This is a genomic window from Pseudoalteromonas sp. TAB23, from assembly GCF_000498075.1.
GTDB lineage: Bacteria > Pseudomonadota > Gammaproteobacteria > Enterobacterales > Alteromonadaceae > Pseudoalteromonas > Pseudoalteromonas arctica.
The window spans coordinates 1-16,399 of the sequence record NZ_AUTP01000198.1 but is presented as its reverse complement, the minus strand read 5'-3'; the positions used below and the strand labels follow the sequence as shown (position 1 = coordinate 16,399).

General features: G+C 38.5%; 21 protein-coding genes. 17 read left to right on the top strand and 4 right to left on the bottom strand.

From position 1 onward, the window contains the following. The 10 genes from L654_RS0110180 to L654_RS0110135 all read left to right on the top strand — a co-directional run. Nucleotides 1-807: type II secretion system F family protein (locus tag L654_RS0110180; RefSeq protein WP_024607954.1), on the top strand; the 807-nt coding region annotated here is incomplete at its 5' end. An 81-nt stretch (nt 808-888) separates the two neighbouring features. After that, on the top strand, nt 889-1,311 hold the full coding sequence (gene gspG / locus L654_RS0110175; RefSeq protein ID WP_007586585.1) for a type II secretion system major pseudopilin GspG: 423 nt from the start codon (nt 889-891) through the stop codon (nt 1,309-1,311). Between the two features lie 49 nt (nt 1,312-1,360). Then, a complete protein-coding gene (locus L654_RS0110170; RefSeq protein ID WP_010555414.1) occupies nt 1,361-1,948 on the top strand; it encodes a prepilin-type N-terminal cleavage/methylation domain-containing protein in 588 nt (195 codons plus the stop codon). After that, nucleotides 1,948-2,322, top strand: a complete 375-nt coding sequence (gene gspI, locus L654_RS0110165; protein ID WP_024607953.1) for a type II secretion system minor pseudopilin GspI — start codon at nt 1,948-1,950, stop codon at nt 2,320-2,322. The genes L654_RS0110170 and gspI overlap by 1 nt, the downstream gene beginning before the upstream one ends. Beyond that, complete coding sequence (gene gspJ / locus L654_RS0110160; RefSeq protein WP_010555413.1) at nt 2,323-2,961, top strand: type II secretion system minor pseudopilin GspJ; 639 nt, start codon at nt 2,323-2,325, stop codon at nt 2,959-2,961. It abuts the gene before it with no gap. Then, the gene (gene gspK / locus L654_RS0110155) at nt 2,954-3,943 is read left to right on the top strand and encodes a type II secretion system minor pseudopilin GspK (protein WP_007586581.1); all 990 of its coding nucleotides are present in this window, start codon (nt 2,954-2,956) and stop codon (nt 3,941-3,943) included. The genes gspJ and gspK overlap by 8 nt, the downstream gene beginning before the upstream one ends. After that, nucleotides 3,940-5,148, top strand: coding sequence for a type II secretion system protein GspL (gspL, locus tag L654_RS0110150; protein WP_007586580.1), 1,209 nt, complete (start codon nt 3,940-3,942; stop codon nt 5,146-5,148). Before gspK ends, gspL begins: the two co-directional genes overlap by 4 nt. Next, on the top strand, nt 5,145-5,618 hold the full coding sequence (locus L654_RS0110145) for a type II secretion system protein M (protein ID WP_010555411.1): 474 nt from the start codon (nt 5,145-5,147) through the stop codon (nt 5,616-5,618). The genes gspL and L654_RS0110145 overlap by 4 nt, the downstream gene beginning before the upstream one ends. 3 nt (nt 5,619-5,621) lie before the next feature. Next, nucleotides 5,622-6,380, top strand: a complete 759-nt coding sequence (locus L654_RS0110140; protein WP_007586576.1) for a type II secretion system protein N — start codon at nt 5,622-5,624, stop codon at nt 6,378-6,380. A gap of 22 nt (nt 6,381-6,402) precedes the next feature. Beyond that, complete coding sequence (locus L654_RS0110135) at nt 6,403-6,990, top strand: UPF0149 family protein (protein WP_007586574.1); 588 nt, start codon at nt 6,403-6,405, stop codon at nt 6,988-6,990. A gap of 27 nt (nt 6,991-7,017) precedes the next feature. Here L654_RS0110135 and L654_RS0110130 read toward each other — a convergent pair whose 3' ends face one another. Together L654_RS0110130 and L654_RS0110125 are read right to left on the bottom strand one after the other, a co-directional pair. Further along, nucleotides 7,018-7,224: a hypothetical protein gene (locus L654_RS0110130; RefSeq protein ID WP_007586570.1), complete on the bottom strand. Its 207-nt coding sequence runs from the start codon at nt 7,222-7,224 to the stop codon at nt 7,018-7,020. Further along, the gene (locus L654_RS0110125) at nt 7,224-7,583 is read right to left on the bottom strand and encodes a hypothetical protein (RefSeq protein ID WP_024607952.1); all 360 of its coding nucleotides are present in this window, start codon (nt 7,581-7,583) and stop codon (nt 7,224-7,226) included. Before L654_RS0110125 ends, L654_RS0110130 begins: the two co-directional genes overlap by 1 nt. 288 nt (nt 7,584-7,871) lie before the next feature. On the opposite strand from L654_RS0110125, the gene ccoG reads away from it, so the two are divergent. The 5 genes from ccoG to L654_RS0110100 all read left to right on the top strand — a co-directional run bounded on the left by ccoG (nt 7,872) and on the right by L654_RS0110100 (nt 12,188). Further along, nucleotides 7,872-9,302: a cytochrome c oxidase accessory protein CcoG gene (gene ccoG, locus L654_RS0110120; RefSeq protein ID WP_007586568.1), complete on the top strand. Its 1,431-nt coding sequence runs from the start codon at nt 7,872-7,874 to the stop codon at nt 9,300-9,302. An 86-nt stretch (nt 9,303-9,388) separates the two neighbouring features. Next, nucleotides 9,389-10,363, top strand: coding sequence for a serine/threonine protein kinase (locus tag L654_RS0110115; protein ID WP_024591441.1), 975 nt, complete (start codon nt 9,389-9,391; stop codon nt 10,361-10,363). A gap of 34 nt (nt 10,364-10,397) precedes the next feature. Continuing rightward, nucleotides 10,398-11,021, top strand: coding sequence for a thiol:disulfide interchange protein DsbA/DsbL (locus L654_RS0110110; protein WP_024591442.1), 624 nt, complete (start codon nt 10,398-10,400; stop codon nt 11,019-11,021). A 16-nt stretch (nt 11,022-11,037) separates the two neighbouring features. Continuing rightward, nucleotides 11,038-11,676, top strand: a complete 639-nt coding sequence (locus L654_RS0110105; RefSeq protein ID WP_010555409.1) for a thiol:disulfide interchange protein DsbA/DsbL — start codon at nt 11,038-11,040, stop codon at nt 11,674-11,676. Between the two features lie 59 nt (nt 11,677-11,735). After that, nucleotides 11,736-12,188, top strand: coding sequence for a DUF523 domain-containing protein (locus L654_RS0110100; RefSeq protein WP_024591443.1), 453 nt, complete (start codon nt 11,736-11,738; stop codon nt 12,186-12,188). Between the two features lie 10 nt (nt 12,189-12,198). Here the strand turns inward: L654_RS0110100 and trmA are convergent, their stop codons facing one another. Beyond that, nucleotides 12,199-13,296 carry a tRNA (uridine(54)-C5)-methyltransferase TrmA gene (gene trmA / locus L654_RS0110095; RefSeq protein ID WP_007582854.1) on the bottom strand — a complete coding sequence of 366 codons (1,098 nt, stop codon included), beginning with the start codon at nt 13,294-13,296 and terminating at the stop codon, nt 12,199-12,201. A 162-nt stretch (nt 13,297-13,458) separates the two neighbouring features. On the opposite strand from trmA, the gene L654_RS0110090 reads away from it, so the two are divergent. Together L654_RS0110090 and murI are read left to right on the top strand one after the other, a co-directional pair. Beyond that, nucleotides 13,459-14,598: a DUF5610 domain-containing protein gene (locus tag L654_RS0110090; protein ID WP_024591444.1), complete on the top strand. Its 1,140-nt coding sequence runs from the start codon at nt 13,459-13,461 to the stop codon at nt 14,596-14,598. 65 nt (nt 14,599-14,663) lie between these two features. Further along, entirely contained in the window at nt 14,664-15,464 is an 801-nt protein-coding gene (gene murI / locus L654_RS0110085; RefSeq protein WP_024591445.1) for a glutamate racemase, read from the top strand. Here murI and L654_RS0110080 read toward each other — a convergent pair. Beyond that, entirely contained in the window at nt 15,427-15,906 is a 480-nt protein-coding gene (locus L654_RS0110080) for an RNA-binding protein (RefSeq protein ID WP_007582860.1), read from the bottom strand. The two genes, murI and L654_RS0110080, sit on opposite strands and share 38 nt — an antisense overlap. Nucleotides 15,907-16,399 lie beyond the last annotated feature (493 nt).

The following is a 16,399-nucleotide window of genomic DNA, read 5'->3' as shown; positions in this document are numbered from 1 at the left end:
GGCGAAAAGTCGGGTCACCTTGACCAAGTACTTAATCGTTTAGCCGACTATACCGAGCAGCGCCAACATATGCGTAGCCAAATAACTCAGGCTATGGTTTACCCCATTATATTAGTGGTATTTGCAATTGGTATTGTGTCGGTATTACTGGGCACCGTAGTACCAAAAATATTAAAAACGTTTGAAAAAACGAAACAAGTACTTCCTTGGACAACCGAATGGGTTATGGCAGGCAGCCATTTTGTGCAAAATTATTGGTTTATTAGTTTAATAGCGATTACAGCTATAGCCATTGGTATTAAGCATGCACTTAAGCAGCCTAAAATACGTTTTTGGTGGGATGACCGAGTGCTACATATGCCAGGTATAGGTAAAGTGGCTCGTGGTATTAACACCGCACGTTTTGCACGTACTTTAAGTATTTTATCGTCAAGCTCGGTACCATTACTCGAGGGGATGCGTATCTCGGGCGGCGTATTAATTAACGAAAAAATTAAAAAAGCGGTTGCAGATGCATCCGACAGAGTGAGTGAGGGTGCAAGCTTAAGAGCTGCACTTCAGCAAACTAAGTTGTTTCCACCAATGATGCTGCATATGATAGCAAGTGGTGAAAAATCAGGTGAACTAGAGCAAATGTTAGAGCGTGCTGCAAATAACCAAGATCGCGAATTTGAGAGCATGGTTAATGTATCGCTTAAACTACTAGAGCCTGCGATGATCGCCTCAATGGCGGNGGTTATTGTATTATTTATAGTAATGGCAATATTACAGCCAATAATGGCGATGAATAAAGCTGTTGGACTTTAAGTTAGAATAAACTTTTAAATATATTAATGGTTTTACCTAAACCATTTTTACTTAATGTTTTTAGAATAATGAGGTAATTACGTGAATAAACAATCAGGTTTTTCTTTACTAGAAGTGATGGTGGTACTGGTTATCATCGGGATGATTATGTCAATTGTTGCACCTAACATTATGGGTCAGCAAGAAGAGGCTGCTATCGATAAAGCGCATCTAGATATTCAACAATTAGAAGATGCAATGAGCTTATACAAGCTTAAAAATAAGAGCTACCCAAGCACAGAGCAAGGTCTTGAAGCGCTAGTTACTCAAACAAGCATTGAACCGGTTCCAAAACGTTTCCCTGACGGTGGTTTTATTAATGAATTACCAGAAGATCCATGGGGTAATCTATATCAGCTAATTAGCCCAGGTGAAATTGGCAAGTTTGATATTTTTTCTATGGGCCCAGATGGTGAAGTAGGTACTGATGATGATATCGGTAACTGGGACGAAGAAAAGCAATAATGCTTAAGTACACTGTTTTGTATGAATATGTTAATGCTAGAGGCTTGCTATGAAAGCAAGCCTTAAGCAGCGCCATGCAAAAAGCAGAGGCTTTAGTTTAATAGAAATTTTAGTGGTATTAGTGATCATCGCTTTTGCTACAAAAATGGTGGTATACAGCTTAGAAGGCGGTGCTGAGGAAGAGTTAGATACTCAAGCATTAAGGCTGCATACCACCATTAACATGGCATCGGAATTTGCCATTTTAAACCAAGTTGAATTGGGCTTATTAGTAGAAGAAAATACGTTAGAGTATTTAGTTTTCGATGGTGAAAAGTGGATTACCTTTGACCGTGAAGATCTTTTTAAACCAATAGAGTTAGATGAAAGATTAAAGCTCACTCTTAACTTAGAAGATTTAGCGTGGGCGCAAGATAACCTCTTAGAGCAATCTAACTGGCGCGAGCTTATGAGTGGCGGCGATGAGGACAGTTTACTTGAGCTTAAAAAGTTGAAAATCCCACAAGTACTTATTTTGTCATCAGGTGAGGTAAGCGCGTTTCAACTTATATTAGAGTTAAAAGAGCAAAGCGAGCCTGTGTATTACATTGAAGGTGAATTTGCTGCACCAGTAAACTTTCGCCGAGAGCCAGAATAATGAAGCGCACTAAAGGGTTTTCCTTATTAGAGGTATTAGTGGCATTAAGTATTTGTGCCATGGCGGGTATAGCTGCAATGCAAGCAACAAGCGAGCACATACACCACTTAACGACTATTGAAGAGCAAACCTATGCATCTTGGGTCGCCGAAAACGTTATTATTGAACAGCGTACTAAAGGCGAACAATGGCAAGGTAAAAATAACCTTAAAGGCAGCGAAGTAATGGGCGGTGTTGAATGGTTTTGGCAGCAAGAAGTAACAGCCACTGCTGACAAAAGCTTTGTTAAGTTAACCATAAATGTTTTTACGGATGAAAAATATGAGCATTCGGCATATGAGTTATCAACGTATCTAAATAAAGGCAAAAAGTAAGTGAAGCAGCGCGGGTTTACATTACTTGAAGTTATGGTAGCACTGGGTATTTTAGCTTTTGTTATTATTGCTACTCATCAAATACTCGAGACGACAACAAGAGCAAAAGATGCCTCCGATGAAAAAATTGCTGAGTTAAATGGGTTGCAAACAACATTTAGGTTAATGGATCAAGATTTTAGCCAAATGACCAAACGTGCAGTACGAAACGAATCTGGTGATGTTCAAGAACAATACTTACTTGCTGGTCGTTACGTTTTAGAAAGCCAATACGATGGTATTGCGTTTGTACGAGATGGCTGGATAAATCCAATTAATTTATTGCCACGTTCAGAACTACAAGCCGTTGGTTATAGAGTGATTGACGATAACCTTGAGCGTGTTTATCGGGTTTATGTTGATCAGCTTGATAATATGGAACCGCGAGTTCAACGTGTACTAGAAAATGTTGAAGAGCTTAAGTTTGAGTTTTTGGATGATAAAAACGAATGGCAGGAACAGTGGGAAATTAAAGCTCTCCCTAAAGCGGTTGCTGTTACTTTGCAACAAATAGAAGCAGAGCCAATTCGTCGTGTATTTTTAGTTCCTGGGCAAGGCAAAGTTGTTGCTACACAAAGTACGGATGTGAATAATGGTTAAGCAGCAATCATCGCGCGGCGCAGCACTTGTTATTGTTTTGTTTATTGTGGCATTAGCGGCTATTTTAGCAGTAGAAATGAGTGCTAATTTAATGGTTCAAGTGCAAAAAAGTACTAATTTACAAGGTCATCAGCAAGCTAAATGGTACGCTTACGGTGCAGAAGAGCTTGCTATTAAAGGGCTAATACAAAGTAAAAAAGATGATGCTGATAAAACAACACTTGATCAAGTTTGGGCAACTCAAGGTGATGCTTCATACCCTGTTGATAACGGCACGTTAAGTGGCAAAATTACTGATTTACAAGCATGTCTAAATTTAAATGCTTTAGCCATAGCGCCAGAAGAAAATAGCGCAAGTAAAACAAACCCTGCACATAAAGCACTCTTTGCATTACTTGAAAACATTGAAGATTTACCTGCTGATGAATCAGAAGAGACAATGGCAGATAGCGTATTTGATTGGCTTGACGAGGACAGTATTACATATCGCTCAGGTGCAGAAGAAGACGAGTACTTATCACGAGATTTTCCGTATATGACAGCCAATAGTTTATTTGCATCAACATCGGAATTACGCTTGGTTAAGGGTTTTAACCCATTAGTGATGGAAAAAGTACTGCCATATGTATGTGTAATACCAGGCAGTACGCTTTTATCTATTAACGTAAATACATTAATCCCAGAGCAAGCACTTATACTCAGTGCCTTAATAGAAAGCTTGAGCTTATCTGGTGCAGAGGCTGTGATAGGTGCAAGACCGCAAACTGGCTTTGACACCATTGATGAATTTTTTGAACAGGTGAAGCAACAAGGCGGTACTAATACCGACTCAGTCAAAAGTTTATTTAGTATTAAAAGCGAATATTTTAAATTACAAACGCAGGCAAATTTTGTCGACCTGCGTTTTTCGATGACCACATTACTGCACGCTAAAGACGGTGACGTAACGATACTGGCGCGAAAATTTGGAGGCGTACAGTGACAGAAATACTGTTGATCCGCACGGGTCAAACCGAGCAAGAATTGCTTAATTGGTTAATTTACTCACCACAAGAACAAGAAATAATAGCCAGTGGCGAGTTACCAAATGCAGAGCATTTAAGTGAGCTAAGCGAAAAAGCACTTACCCGAGAAGTTGTTGTGTTGTTACCAAGTGATCAAGTGCAATTAAAAACGGTCGCTTTGCCAACAAAATGGAATCGCAAGCTTGAGCAAGCATTGCCATACATGCTGGAGGAAGATATAGCATGTGACGTAGATGAACTGTTTATAGCAGTAGCGCAGCCGACAATGCTTGGTGAGCAACATGCAATTCGTGTCGCAATGACAGACCGTGAATGGTTTGAACAATGGCTCGCATTATTTGTAGAGCATAATCTATCAGTATACAGAATATTACCCGATGCTTTGTTGTTACCGCTTGCAGATGATGGCGCAGTTACCGCTATCGAGCTCAATAACCAATGGTTATTTAAGCAGGGGCAATGGCATATAGGTGCGGTTGAATCTAGTTGGTTAAATGGCTACTTAACAGCCATGGGTAATCCTGATATTAAGCATTTTAGCCCAGCTAGTCAGTTTCCAGAAAGCGTTAACTTACAAGCGCAAACGAGTGAGTACGACTTACCTCTAGCATTATTTGCAAAGCAGTTAGATAGCGTTAACTTTAACTTACGCCAAGGTATGTATCAGCTTAAAAAACAAAGCGCTTTATGGTGGGGTTACTGGAAAGGCGCCGCAATTATAGCAAGTGTTGCATTGGTTTCTACGATTACAATAAAAGCTATTGAGTTACACCAACTTAATACACAAGTAGAATTAGCTAAAGCTCAAGTAGTCGACAGATACCAAAAAGCATTTCCAGGAACTAAAGTTCGCCCCAATCTAATTAAAAGCCAAATTAAAGGCGCGTTAGATAAAGTGCAAGGCTCAAGTGAGTCGGGTTTTTTAGACTTAACGACTAATTTGGTTGATGTATTTTCGCAAGTTAGCGAATTTACACCTGAAACACTTCGTTATGACAAACGTCGCAATGAGCTGCGCATTCGTGCACGCGCTAAAGACTTCCAAACTTTTGGTAAAGTAAAAATCATACTTGAAAAACAAGGTTTAACTGTTGAGCAAGGGTCTTTAAATAATGACGGTGATTATGTCGTTGGTGAAATTAAACTGCGAGGTGCAGTATGAAAAAGCAGTTAATGCAACAATGGCGCTCGCTTAAAGAGCAAGAACAACAATTGGTAATGGTCGCTGGTGGCGTGTTTATTATTTTTGTTTTAGTAATGGGAATATTTCGACCATTAAATAATGCGATAGAAAAGGCACAGCAATCTCAAATTAAACAACAAGAGCTATTAGCTTGGGTTGATGACAGTATTGTTAAACTAAAGGCTGCGGGTAACACCAGTGTTGCTAGCAATGCAAACTTAAGCCAAATTGTTAATTCTACACGTGGGCGCCATCAAATAAGTATTAGTAAAATGCAGCCAAGTAGTGATTCGCTACGTTTGACGCTCGACTCTGTAGAATTTAATCAGTTAATAGAATGGCTAGATGAGTTAGTGAATCAGCATGGCTTAAAAATTGAAAACTTAGATTTGAGCCGCGATGATAAATCAGGCTATGTGCGTGTAAGCCGTTTAGTATTAGAGAATTAATTAATGAAAAAAATAATAACGTTATCGGCTGTCTTTTTAATTAGTTTTATTGTGTTTTGTATTATTAAATTACCAGCACATATTGCACTAGATATAGCAAAACCGTACTTTCCAAAGCAATTAGAAGTAGGGCAAACTGTAGGCACTGTTTGGCAAGGTCAAATGATGCAAGTTCGTTTTGATGGTGAACAGTTAAATAATGTGCGCTGGGACATTGCTGGCTGGAAGTTATTTACAGGCAAGCTAAATGCGAATGTGAAGTTTGGTAATGCACGAGAGCGTAGTGATATCTCGGGTTATGCTGATGTAAGTTATGGGCTTTTTAATCAAGAAGTTAAAGTGACTGACGGCCTAGTACGCTCCACTGTAGAGCGTGCAATGCAGCGCGTGCAGCTTCCCCTACCTGTAACCGCTAAAGGGCGTGTAATTTTAGAACTTGATGAATACAGCTCAGGTGCACCTTATTGTGATTCACTAAAAGGTGAAATAGCGAGCCCTAATATTGACGTGCAAGGCTTAAATGGGTGGTTTAATATTGGCCCTCTGGCTGGTAAGTTAAGCTGTAAGTCGGGCGATATTGCTATATTAATTGACCCAGATAATACGCTTGGCCTTGAGGCAGATGCTACACTTAAAGCTAATTTCGACTTTAGTGTGGCAGGTTATGTAAAACCAGATGCTAGCTTACCTAAAGATGTACATGATGCGGTTAAATTTTTAGGCCGACCAGATAGCCAAGGTCGTTACCCGCTCAACTTTTAATGTTTGAATATAAAGAGTTTTAATGCAAATACCCCAATTTACTGAGCTGCACGCAAAGCAGCTCAGCACATTTTTAAATACCCAATCTCAAGCAATGACCCTTCAACAAAGCCAAGGCTATTTATTTGGCGTTATTTGTTCGCCCAATCCATTAGATGTGCATGAGTGGCTTGAGCAGATATTACCAAATACAGCTAATGATTTAGATGAAGAAGTACTTTTCTTGTTTATGGCGCTATATCATAAAATTAGTGAGCAAGTATTTGAAACTGGATACAAATTACCTAACACATTTGATGCTGAATTTTGTAAGTCATGGAGTAAAGGTTTCTTAGTTGCAACCAAAGCTTACGCAGAGCCTTTGTTAAATGCACCGCAATTAGACACTGACTTTAAACAAGCATTAGAAAGTGCGTTAAGTACATTAAGCTTTTTTGCACTCGACCAGCTAGCAATAGCTCAGATTGCCAAACAAAATAACATGACGATAGAAGCCTTGTGTCAGTACCAATATGAATCAATGGGTGACTTTGCATTAGGGTTTGCTGAACTAATTGAAGTGGTCGCAATTAATAGCGGTTTGATAACCGACGAGAGTTGGGAAGAGTAATTATTAATACCAGGCGCTTAGTTTAATCTAAGTGCCTAGCTCTAATATAATATCCGTACAGCCTTGTTTGCACTTTACTACGCCTTTACCAGGTTCACTGGTGGCTAAATTAAGTGTTAAAACCCCATTACACTTCTCACACTTTAACGTTTTGCCTTGTGCTAATTGCTTGAGCATATTGCGTTGTTTATGAAATGAGTCGCTTGCTTTTTTATTTAATCCTGAAAAATCCACTACTTTGCTCGCTTTTGCTCTAATGCTTCAGTCACTATTTTACATACTGTATTTAAACGATCGCCATAAAAATAAAGGTTTAAGTCACGTTCACGACAATAACGTAGGTGAAATAACTGAACAGAGTCATCTGTTGTAAACGTTTTTTCTACGTACTCACCCTCAGATTCAGACAATTTAAGTTGAGTGCTGATTCTATTTTTAGCCATATTTGCAGCAGGGCTTCTGTTAATCTTACTTGCATCACTTAAAAAACCGATGCCTTCACCTAATAACCTTTCGCGAGGTTCTTTTATAAGCGGATGATCGATTGTAAAAAAGGCAAGGATCACAACTACCAAAATAATAAATTTTTTCATGGATACGTAAACCTTGATCTAAGTAGGGTTGAATTACCATGCAGTGTAATAAACTGCATTTTAAAAGCAAGTAACTGGGATGAATAAATTATTAGCGATCTATGCCAGTAATTTTAACCAACATTGTTATAATGGTTAACAGCAGTCAGATATTTCTGAAATATCTGAAAGTATTCGAGAAGGCAATTTATTAAAGTAAATCTGCCTAGCAAGTAACTTGCTAGCTTTAAGTATAGAGTACTTGAGTATTGCTGGATTTTTATTTCCAAGCGGCGTTGAGGAACTTCGATGGACAAGCAAATTAAAGTAAAGAATATCCCTGTAGAGGTGAAAATCCAAAAACCGGATTTAAGCCGTCAAGATGATAGGTTCAATCCCCGAAATCGTATTTATGTGCGTGCCGTAAAAGGCCTACATCAATTACTTAGGCAGCGCATTGGCTTTTTAGGCCTACTTGCGTTTATGTTACTTCCTTGGATTAATTTTAACGGCCAGCAAGCAGTGCTGTTTGATCTAATTGGTCAAAAATACAATATTTTTGGTTTAACGCTATGGCCTCAAGATTTTACCATATTAGCGTTTATTTTTATGCTGGCAGCATTTGCGCTGTTTTTAGTGACCACCTTCTATGGGCGGGTGTGGTGTGGCTACACATGTCCGCAAACTGTTTGGACCTTTATTTTTATTTGGTTTGAAGAAAAGCTTGAGGGCACGGCTAATCAGCGTAAAAAACTCGATCAACGACCCATGAATTTTGATAAGTTTTGGCGTAAAACGGCAAAGCATACTAGTTGGGTATTGTTTTCGTTATATACCGCTATTTCTTTTGTGGGTTACTTTACGCCAATCAGAGAGTTACTTCCTGATTTTGTAACGTTTAACGTGGGTGGTTATGCACTAGTCAGTATTATTTTCTTTGCTGCGTGTACCTATGGTAATGCCGGTTGGATGCGAGAAATTATGTGTTTACACATTTGCCCTTACTCACGGTTTCAATCAGCTATGTTTGATAAAGATACATACACTGTAACGTACGACGAAAGCCGTGGTGAAAGCCGTGGTCCTCGTTCACGTAAAGTAGATCATGAAGATTTAGAGCTAGGCGACTGTATAGACTGTAACTTGTGTGTTCAAGTGTGCCCAACAGGTATTGATATTAGAAATGGGTTACAAGCTGAGTGTATTAACTGTGGTGCATGTATTGATGCGTGTGATGGCGTAATGGATAAAATGGAATACCCGCGTGGGCTTATTTCATATACGACAGAGCGAAACCTCGAAACCCCAGAAAATAAAACGAATCCACTACGAGCTAAAATCATTGGTTACACGGTCATACTTGTTGTGCTTACGGGAGCACTTGTAGCTAATATAGCGCTGCGTAAAACAATGGACTTTGATATCATTCGTGATCGAAACCAATTATATCGTGTCGATTTTGATGGTTTAGTAGAGAACACCTACACATTAAAGGTAATCAACAAGGCGCAGTACGAGCAAACCTTTAATATTAAAGTACAAGGGTTAGATAACTTTAAGTATATTGGTAAGCAGTCATTTACAGTGCAGGCAGGGCAATCTCATAATGTGCCATTGTCGCTTGTAATGGACCCTTATGATTTGAAGGTGTCGATGACAGAGTTTAACTTTGTGCTTTCACCGGTAGATGAGCCGGATGAGACAATATCGCAGTCGAGTAACTTTTTTAAAGCGCGATAATCACAACCTACCTTAAATAGGTAAGTTGATATAGCAATTAACAAAAGCGGGTATATAACCCGCTTTTTATTTTATATAAGAAGAGTATGAGTAAATTTAGTTTTATTGACTTAACACCTGACCTAATACTCGATGCAATAGAAAGCGTAGGTGTGTACGCCGAATCTGGTTTGTTGGCACTCAATAGCTATGAAAACAGAGTGTACCAATTTAAAGCCGATGATGGCCTGCGTTACGTAGTGAAGTTTTATCGCCCAGAGCGCTGGAGTAAAGAGCAAATTCAAGAAGAGCATGACTTTGCATTTGAACTGGCAGAAGCGGAAGTGCCTGTTGTTGCCCCTATTTTATATAATGGGCAAAGCTTGTTTGAACACGAAGGTTATTTGTTTGTGTTGTTTCCAAGTGTAGGCGGGCGTTTATTTGAGGTTGATAACTTAGATCAGCTTGATGTAATGGGGCGTTTAATTGGCCGTATGCACCAAGTAGCTAAAACAAAGCCTTTTACTTATAGGCCAACAGTTACCTGCGAGGAGTATTTACATACAGCCAAAGTTCATCTTCAAAAAAGTAACTTAGTGCCTATGGGAATAAATACTGCCTTTTATACTATTTTAGATTTAGTGATAGAGCAGGCGCAAAAACAGTATAAAGATGTGCAAAGTATTCGCTTACATGGTGACTGCCACGTTGGTAATATTTTGTGGGCAGGTGATGCGCTCATGTTTGTGGATTTAGATGACAGCCGCCAAGGTCCTGCAATCCAAGATTTATGGATGATGCTCAGTGGCGATAGAGCGACGCAACTGTTACAGTTAGACACCCTTGTGAATGCGTATGAAGAGTTTTGTGATTTTGATCACTCTCAGCTCAAATTAATTGAACCGCTGCGAGCGATGCGTATTATCCATTATATGGGATGGGTAGCTAAACGATGGAGCGATCCTGCCTTTGTGCGGAACTTTACATGGTTTGCTGATGACAAATACTGGGAGCAACAAATTTTAGCACTGAAGGAGCAACTTGCAGCATTGCAAGAAGCACCGTTAAAGTTATTGCCGTAATATTTTATTTAAAGACAAGTACAACGAGATACAAATGCTTAAAAAATTAAAACTGAGTTTATTACTTTTATGTTTACCATTTGCAGCACTTGCTGCACAGTTTGAAGTTGATAATCAATACACTGTTATTGATGTAGACAAAAGTACATCACCACAAGTAACCGAATTTTTCTCATTTTACTGTCCACATTGTTTTAAGTTTGAACCAGTAGCAAAAGCAATTGAACAAGGCCTGCCAGAAGGCGCTGAGTTTATTAAAAACCACGTGAACTTTTTAGGTGGCGTGTCGCCACAAGCACAAAGTAATTTAAGCTTTGCCTACTTAATTGCTAAGCAGCATGGTCTGGCGCAGAGTATTAGCGATCAAATTTTTAAAAGTATTCATGTTCAGCGTGCTCCTTTAACTGAAATGAAAGACGTTAAAAAATTACTTGAAGTAAACGGTATTGATAGCGCAACGTTTGATCAAGAAATTGCAAGCATGCCAGTTATTTCGGCTGAGCAAGCAATGCAAAACAAACAAAATAAATATTCAAAATTAGGCGCACTTACAGGTGTACCTACTTTTATTGTTAACGATAAATATAAAATAAACCTCAACACCATCAAAAATCAAAAAGAACTTGATGAGTTAGTAGCGTTTTTATTAGCACTATAAATTTCGGAGCATAATAATGATTAAATTAGTTAAAGCAGGTTTGCTTGCAGTACTACTTCCTATGGCGGCAACAAGCTTTGCAGCAACGTATGAAGAAGGCGTGCATTACGACGTTGTTTCTGAGCGCGCAACTAAAAAGCCAGAAATTAAAGAGTTTTTCTCATTTTACTGCCCTGCATGTAATAACATGGAAGCACTAATTGGTGAGTTTAAGCCTAAGCTTGATAAAAACGTTAAATTTAAAAAGAGCCATGTTGATTTTGTAGGTGTACGCGACCCAGAAAACCAACAGATGATGAGCCAAGCACTCGCTACTGCAGAAGTGCTTCCGCAAAAAGATAAAATTGTCTCTGCAATCTTTAATCATATTCATACAAAGCGCGCTAGTTTTAATGAGCTTGCAGATGTAAAAGATATATTTGTAGCGCAGGGCGTTGATGGCGATAAGTTTGATAAGCTGTTTAAAAGCTTCTCGGTACGTACGCTGAGCTCTAAAATGAAACGCGATCAAGACTACTTTAAAGAAAAAGGCGCACTACGTGGCGTACCTACATTTATTGTAAATGGTAAGTATAAATTAAACCTAGGTCGTGAGTCGGGTATTACTGAACCAGAAGATATTAGCAAACTGATTAATTACTTAGCTAATAAATAAATTTAGCCAAAATAAAAAAAGCTCCTTAAGGAGCTTTTTTGCTTTATAAGGATATAGCGATGGAAAAAATATTAGTATCGAGTTGTTTGCTAGGGCAGCCTGTTCGCTACGATGGTAGAGGACACGCAATTTTGCATCCACAGCTTAATTTGTGGCAAAAACAAAATAGATTAATTGTGTTTTGTCCTGAGGTCGCTGGTGGGCTTCCTACTCCTAGAGCTCCTGCTGAAATAATACAGGGGAGTGTAATTACTAATTTAGGAGAAGATGTAACAGAACAGTTTCAAACTGGAGCTAATATAGCGCTAGAACTCTGTAAAAAGAATCAAGTTCGTTTTGCTCTACTTAAAGAATCGAGCCCTTCTTGCGGACGAAATACAATATATGATGGAAAGCATCGCGGAGTAAAAATCGAAGGGCTAGGTTTAACTACAGCATTATTAATAAAAAATGGTATTCAAGTATTTAGTGAAAAGCAAATACCAGCACTTATAAAAGTACTGGCACTTTAATTTTGGTTGGTTATTTGCGCTGCAAGAAAACACCCGACTCAATGTGATGTGTATATGGGAACTGATCAAATATAGCAAAGCGCTTAACGTTGTGCGTACGTGTTAGGTGATCAAGGTCACGCTCAAGGGTTTCAGGATTACACGATATATAAATTATGCTTTCGTAGTTAGCCACTAAGTCACACGTTAATTCATCCATGCCCGCGCGCGGTGGATCAACTAATATGGTTTGGCAGTCATAGCTTTTAAGGTCAATACCGTCTAAGCGAGAGAAAGTACGCTCTCCATTCATTGCTTGAGTAAACTCTTCACTAGACATACGAATAATATCTAGGTTCTCTACGTTATTTTTAGCAATATTGTATTGAGCAGAATGAACAGATGATTTTGATATTTCTGTTGCTAATACTTTATTAAAACAGCCCGCTAACGCAATTGAAAAGTTACCGTTACCGCAATACAGTTCTAATAAATCATTTTTAAGTGGTTTACATAAATCTTGCGCCCACTCCAGCATATTAATATTTACTTTTGCATTAGGCTGAGTAAAGCTATTTTCTACTTGTTGATAAATAAGCTCTTGACCATTAACTGTTAAACGCTCAGTTACAAAGTCATCACCCAGCACTTCTTTTTGTTTGCGAGCACGGCCGATAAAGTCAATTTTGTATTTACTGCTTAGTTTTTCTTTAAGCGCTTTAATTTCACTTAACCATTCATCATCAAGTGGTTTGTGATAAAGCAAGCTTACTAAAATTTCACCGCTTAGCGTGGATAGGTAATCGATTTGAAATAACTTACGACGTAATATTTCACAAGGCTTAAGATGCTCAATCATCACCTGCATTATTTCACCAACTAGAGGCGCTGCTGGATCAAATGTATCAACACGGATTTTTTCTTTTGTTTGTTGATCAAACATAATGTGAAACAGATCGTCACCGTCGTGCCATACTCTAAATTCAGCACGTTGGCGGTAGTTAGTTGGCTCTGAGCTAAATACTTCTAGTTGCTCCACACCAAAACGTTGGAACTGTGCACTAATACGCTGCTCTTTTTCACTTAACTGCGTTTGGTACTGTGTGGTATCTATTTTAATAACTGCCATTAACGCTACTACCTTATCTAAGATCTGTTTATCGGCGCTATTGTAGGGAGCGCTGCGTATTTGTCTAGTTTTGGCTAGCATTTATGCTGTTTTATTGAACATTGTACTTTAGTTTTTATTGTTATAGCCGATAATAAACTACGCACGCTTAGGAGACGAATCATGAAAATAGGTAATTATGGCTTTACGCCAAACAACAACATCAATAAATTCAATAATAAAGCTGATATACAGCAACCTACAATTACGTCTCCTCAAGATAGCTACCAACAACGAGGCCGAGAGTTGGCTGCAAAGGTGCTTGGCGATAAAATGGCTGAGCAGCTTGGATTGCCTATCGCAGAAAAAAAAGCAGATAAACCACTATTTGATTTTGATGAAATAGTAAAAAACGTACTCGATTTTGTAAGTAGTGCTGTTAATAAAGCAAAAGCTAACGGCGCTGATGACGAAAAGCTCAAAGATATGTTAGGCGACGCGCGCAAAGGAGTCCAAATAGGGATTGACGACGCTGTTGATGAACTCAAAGGTACAGGCGTATTTAATGATGACATGGAAGAGGGGATTAATAAGTCCAAAGAGGGAATTTACAATGGGCTTGATAAGTTTGAAGAGTCGTTATTTAACCCACAATCTGCCAGCGTAAATATAAGCCAGGCTCAATATGTCAGTATGACGAGTAATGCAGAGTATAAATTTACTACCGCAGAAGGTGATGAGGTAAGTATTAGTTTTGCTGATGCATTTGAATCTCAGTCGGCAAGTGGCTATCAGCAAAACAATAATAGCGAGTCGTTTGCAAGCTCATCATCGCAATCTCGGCAGGTATCATTTTCGATGTCGGTTAATGGTGACTTAAATGAGCAAGAGCAAGAAGCTATTAATACGATGATGGAAGACTTACAAGATTTAAGTAAAACCTTTTTTGGTGGTGATTTAGATGAAGCATTTGAACAAGCGCAGGAGCTGAGTTTAGACAGCGATCAGCTGGTGGCTTTTTCTATGGATTTACGCCAAACAAAAACAATAGCAACAGTTAAAAGCTATGAAGAATATAGACCAGCACCAGAAAAACAAGTAGCGGAGGGTTTAGCTCCTTTTAATGACGACCTTAAAAATGCTTTTGAAAAAGCGGGTGAGCTTGGATTACAAAATCAGCTAGCTGGCATTCTCCAATGGTTAAATCAAGATCAGGAACAAATAGATAAGTTAGTAGATTACACAAAGTCTATGTTCGAAAACCTTAATCAGTTAAATTCTGCGGCCGACAGGCTTACTGATTTAGAAACCACGCAAAGTTAAACTACTTTCTTTTATAAATACCTCATGGCAAACTGCCGTTCTTAAAGTAAAGTGGGAACGGTAGTTTGTCAGCGCATATAATGGTCTTTGATTCAGGTATTGGTGGAACTACTGTACTTGAGCATATAAAGCAAAGTATCCCCAATGCTCAGTACAGTTATTTTATGGATAATGCATTACTGCCTTATGGTGCTCAATCCCAAAAAACCATCATTAACCGATTATGCTCACTTATTCATTTCATCAAAGCTAATACGCTTAATGTTGATTTAATTGTAATAGCGTGTAATACCGCTTCTACATCTGCACTTAGTGCTGTTCGCCAAATGACAGATATTCCTATAGTAGGTGTTGTGCCAGCAATAAAGCCTGCGGCAGAGTTAACACGTTCAAATCATATTGGCTTATTAGCCACACCGGCAACGGTCGCCAGTTCATACACTAAAACATTAATTACTGAGCATGCTCGTAATGTAACCGTTAATCTATATAGCAGTGTGGAGTTAGTAACTTTAGCTGAGCAATACTTTTTTACAGAGTCTTTGGATACAAACAAGCTGCATCAAGTGCTTGATGGCCTACATATAGATAAAACTATAGATGTACTTGTATTAGGATGTACGCACTTTCCAATATTAGCAGAGCCTATTAGTCAGTATTTTGAAGGGAATGTAAAATTACTTGATTCAGGTGTAGCGATAGCAAACAGAGTCAACTACCTACTTAACCAACTTAACTTCTGTGTGAATAAACTAACAGACATAAAAAAGCCGCTGCAATATTATGCAACGGCTGATGTGTTTAGCAATAAGCTAGCGGTAAAGCTAGTTACACTGACTGATCCGTCTCAGTACGTAGAGCATTAGAATCATCTTCTTGTTTTTGTTTTGCTTCACGTACCTTTAAAGTACGTTGTTGGAACTCGCTATCGTTCAAGTTAGCAATTGCATTGTCTGCATCAGCTTGCGCCATTTCAACAAAACCAAAGCCACGACGCTTGCCAGTATTCTTATCCTTTAATAAACGAACATTGAATACTTTGCCTTGTTCTTCAAATAATGCACGAACCACACCTTCGTTTGCACGATAAGGAAGGTTACCAACATAAAGCGTTTTTGTTTTAACTTCAGCTTCTTCAGTCACATCAGATGACATTGCAGCAATAGCAATCGCACCTATTAATAAACCAGCACCAAATAGTAATGCAGGGTTTAAAGCTAAGCCGCCTAAAGCGAACTCAACAACAACAAAACCAACTACAGCAAGAATAACAGAGAAGATAAAAGATTTTTGATCGGGTAATTTCATTTTAGATCTACCAATAAACAGGAAATAAACATTAATTTAACATTGTGAACTTGCTATCTTAACGTCTAAATCAAACATAGCAATGATATTTGTATTAAATAATAAATAAGAGCACAAAAAAGCATCATCTTAGGAAGGTTTTCATATGGTTTTACATGGTTTTGTTCTATTTTTGTTCGAACAGTAAAAAGATCTAAAAAAAGGGTTGATCTGTTTTCGGATCTCCCTATAATGCGACCCCACTGAGACGGGAAACGCCAACGCATAGCGAGGCACGAACAACTCAGAGAGTTAAATAAAACTTCGGTTTTAAATTATCTAAAAAGAAAGTTTAAAACTAAGTGTTGACTCAAAAAATAAAGGGTGTATTATTCGCATCCCTTGAGACGCTAAAGCGACTCAAAACGTTCTTTAACAATATAAAGCAATCATCTGTGTGGGCACTCGTACAGATTGAGTTCTAACAGCCAACCTACTTAGGTAGCGAGGCAAA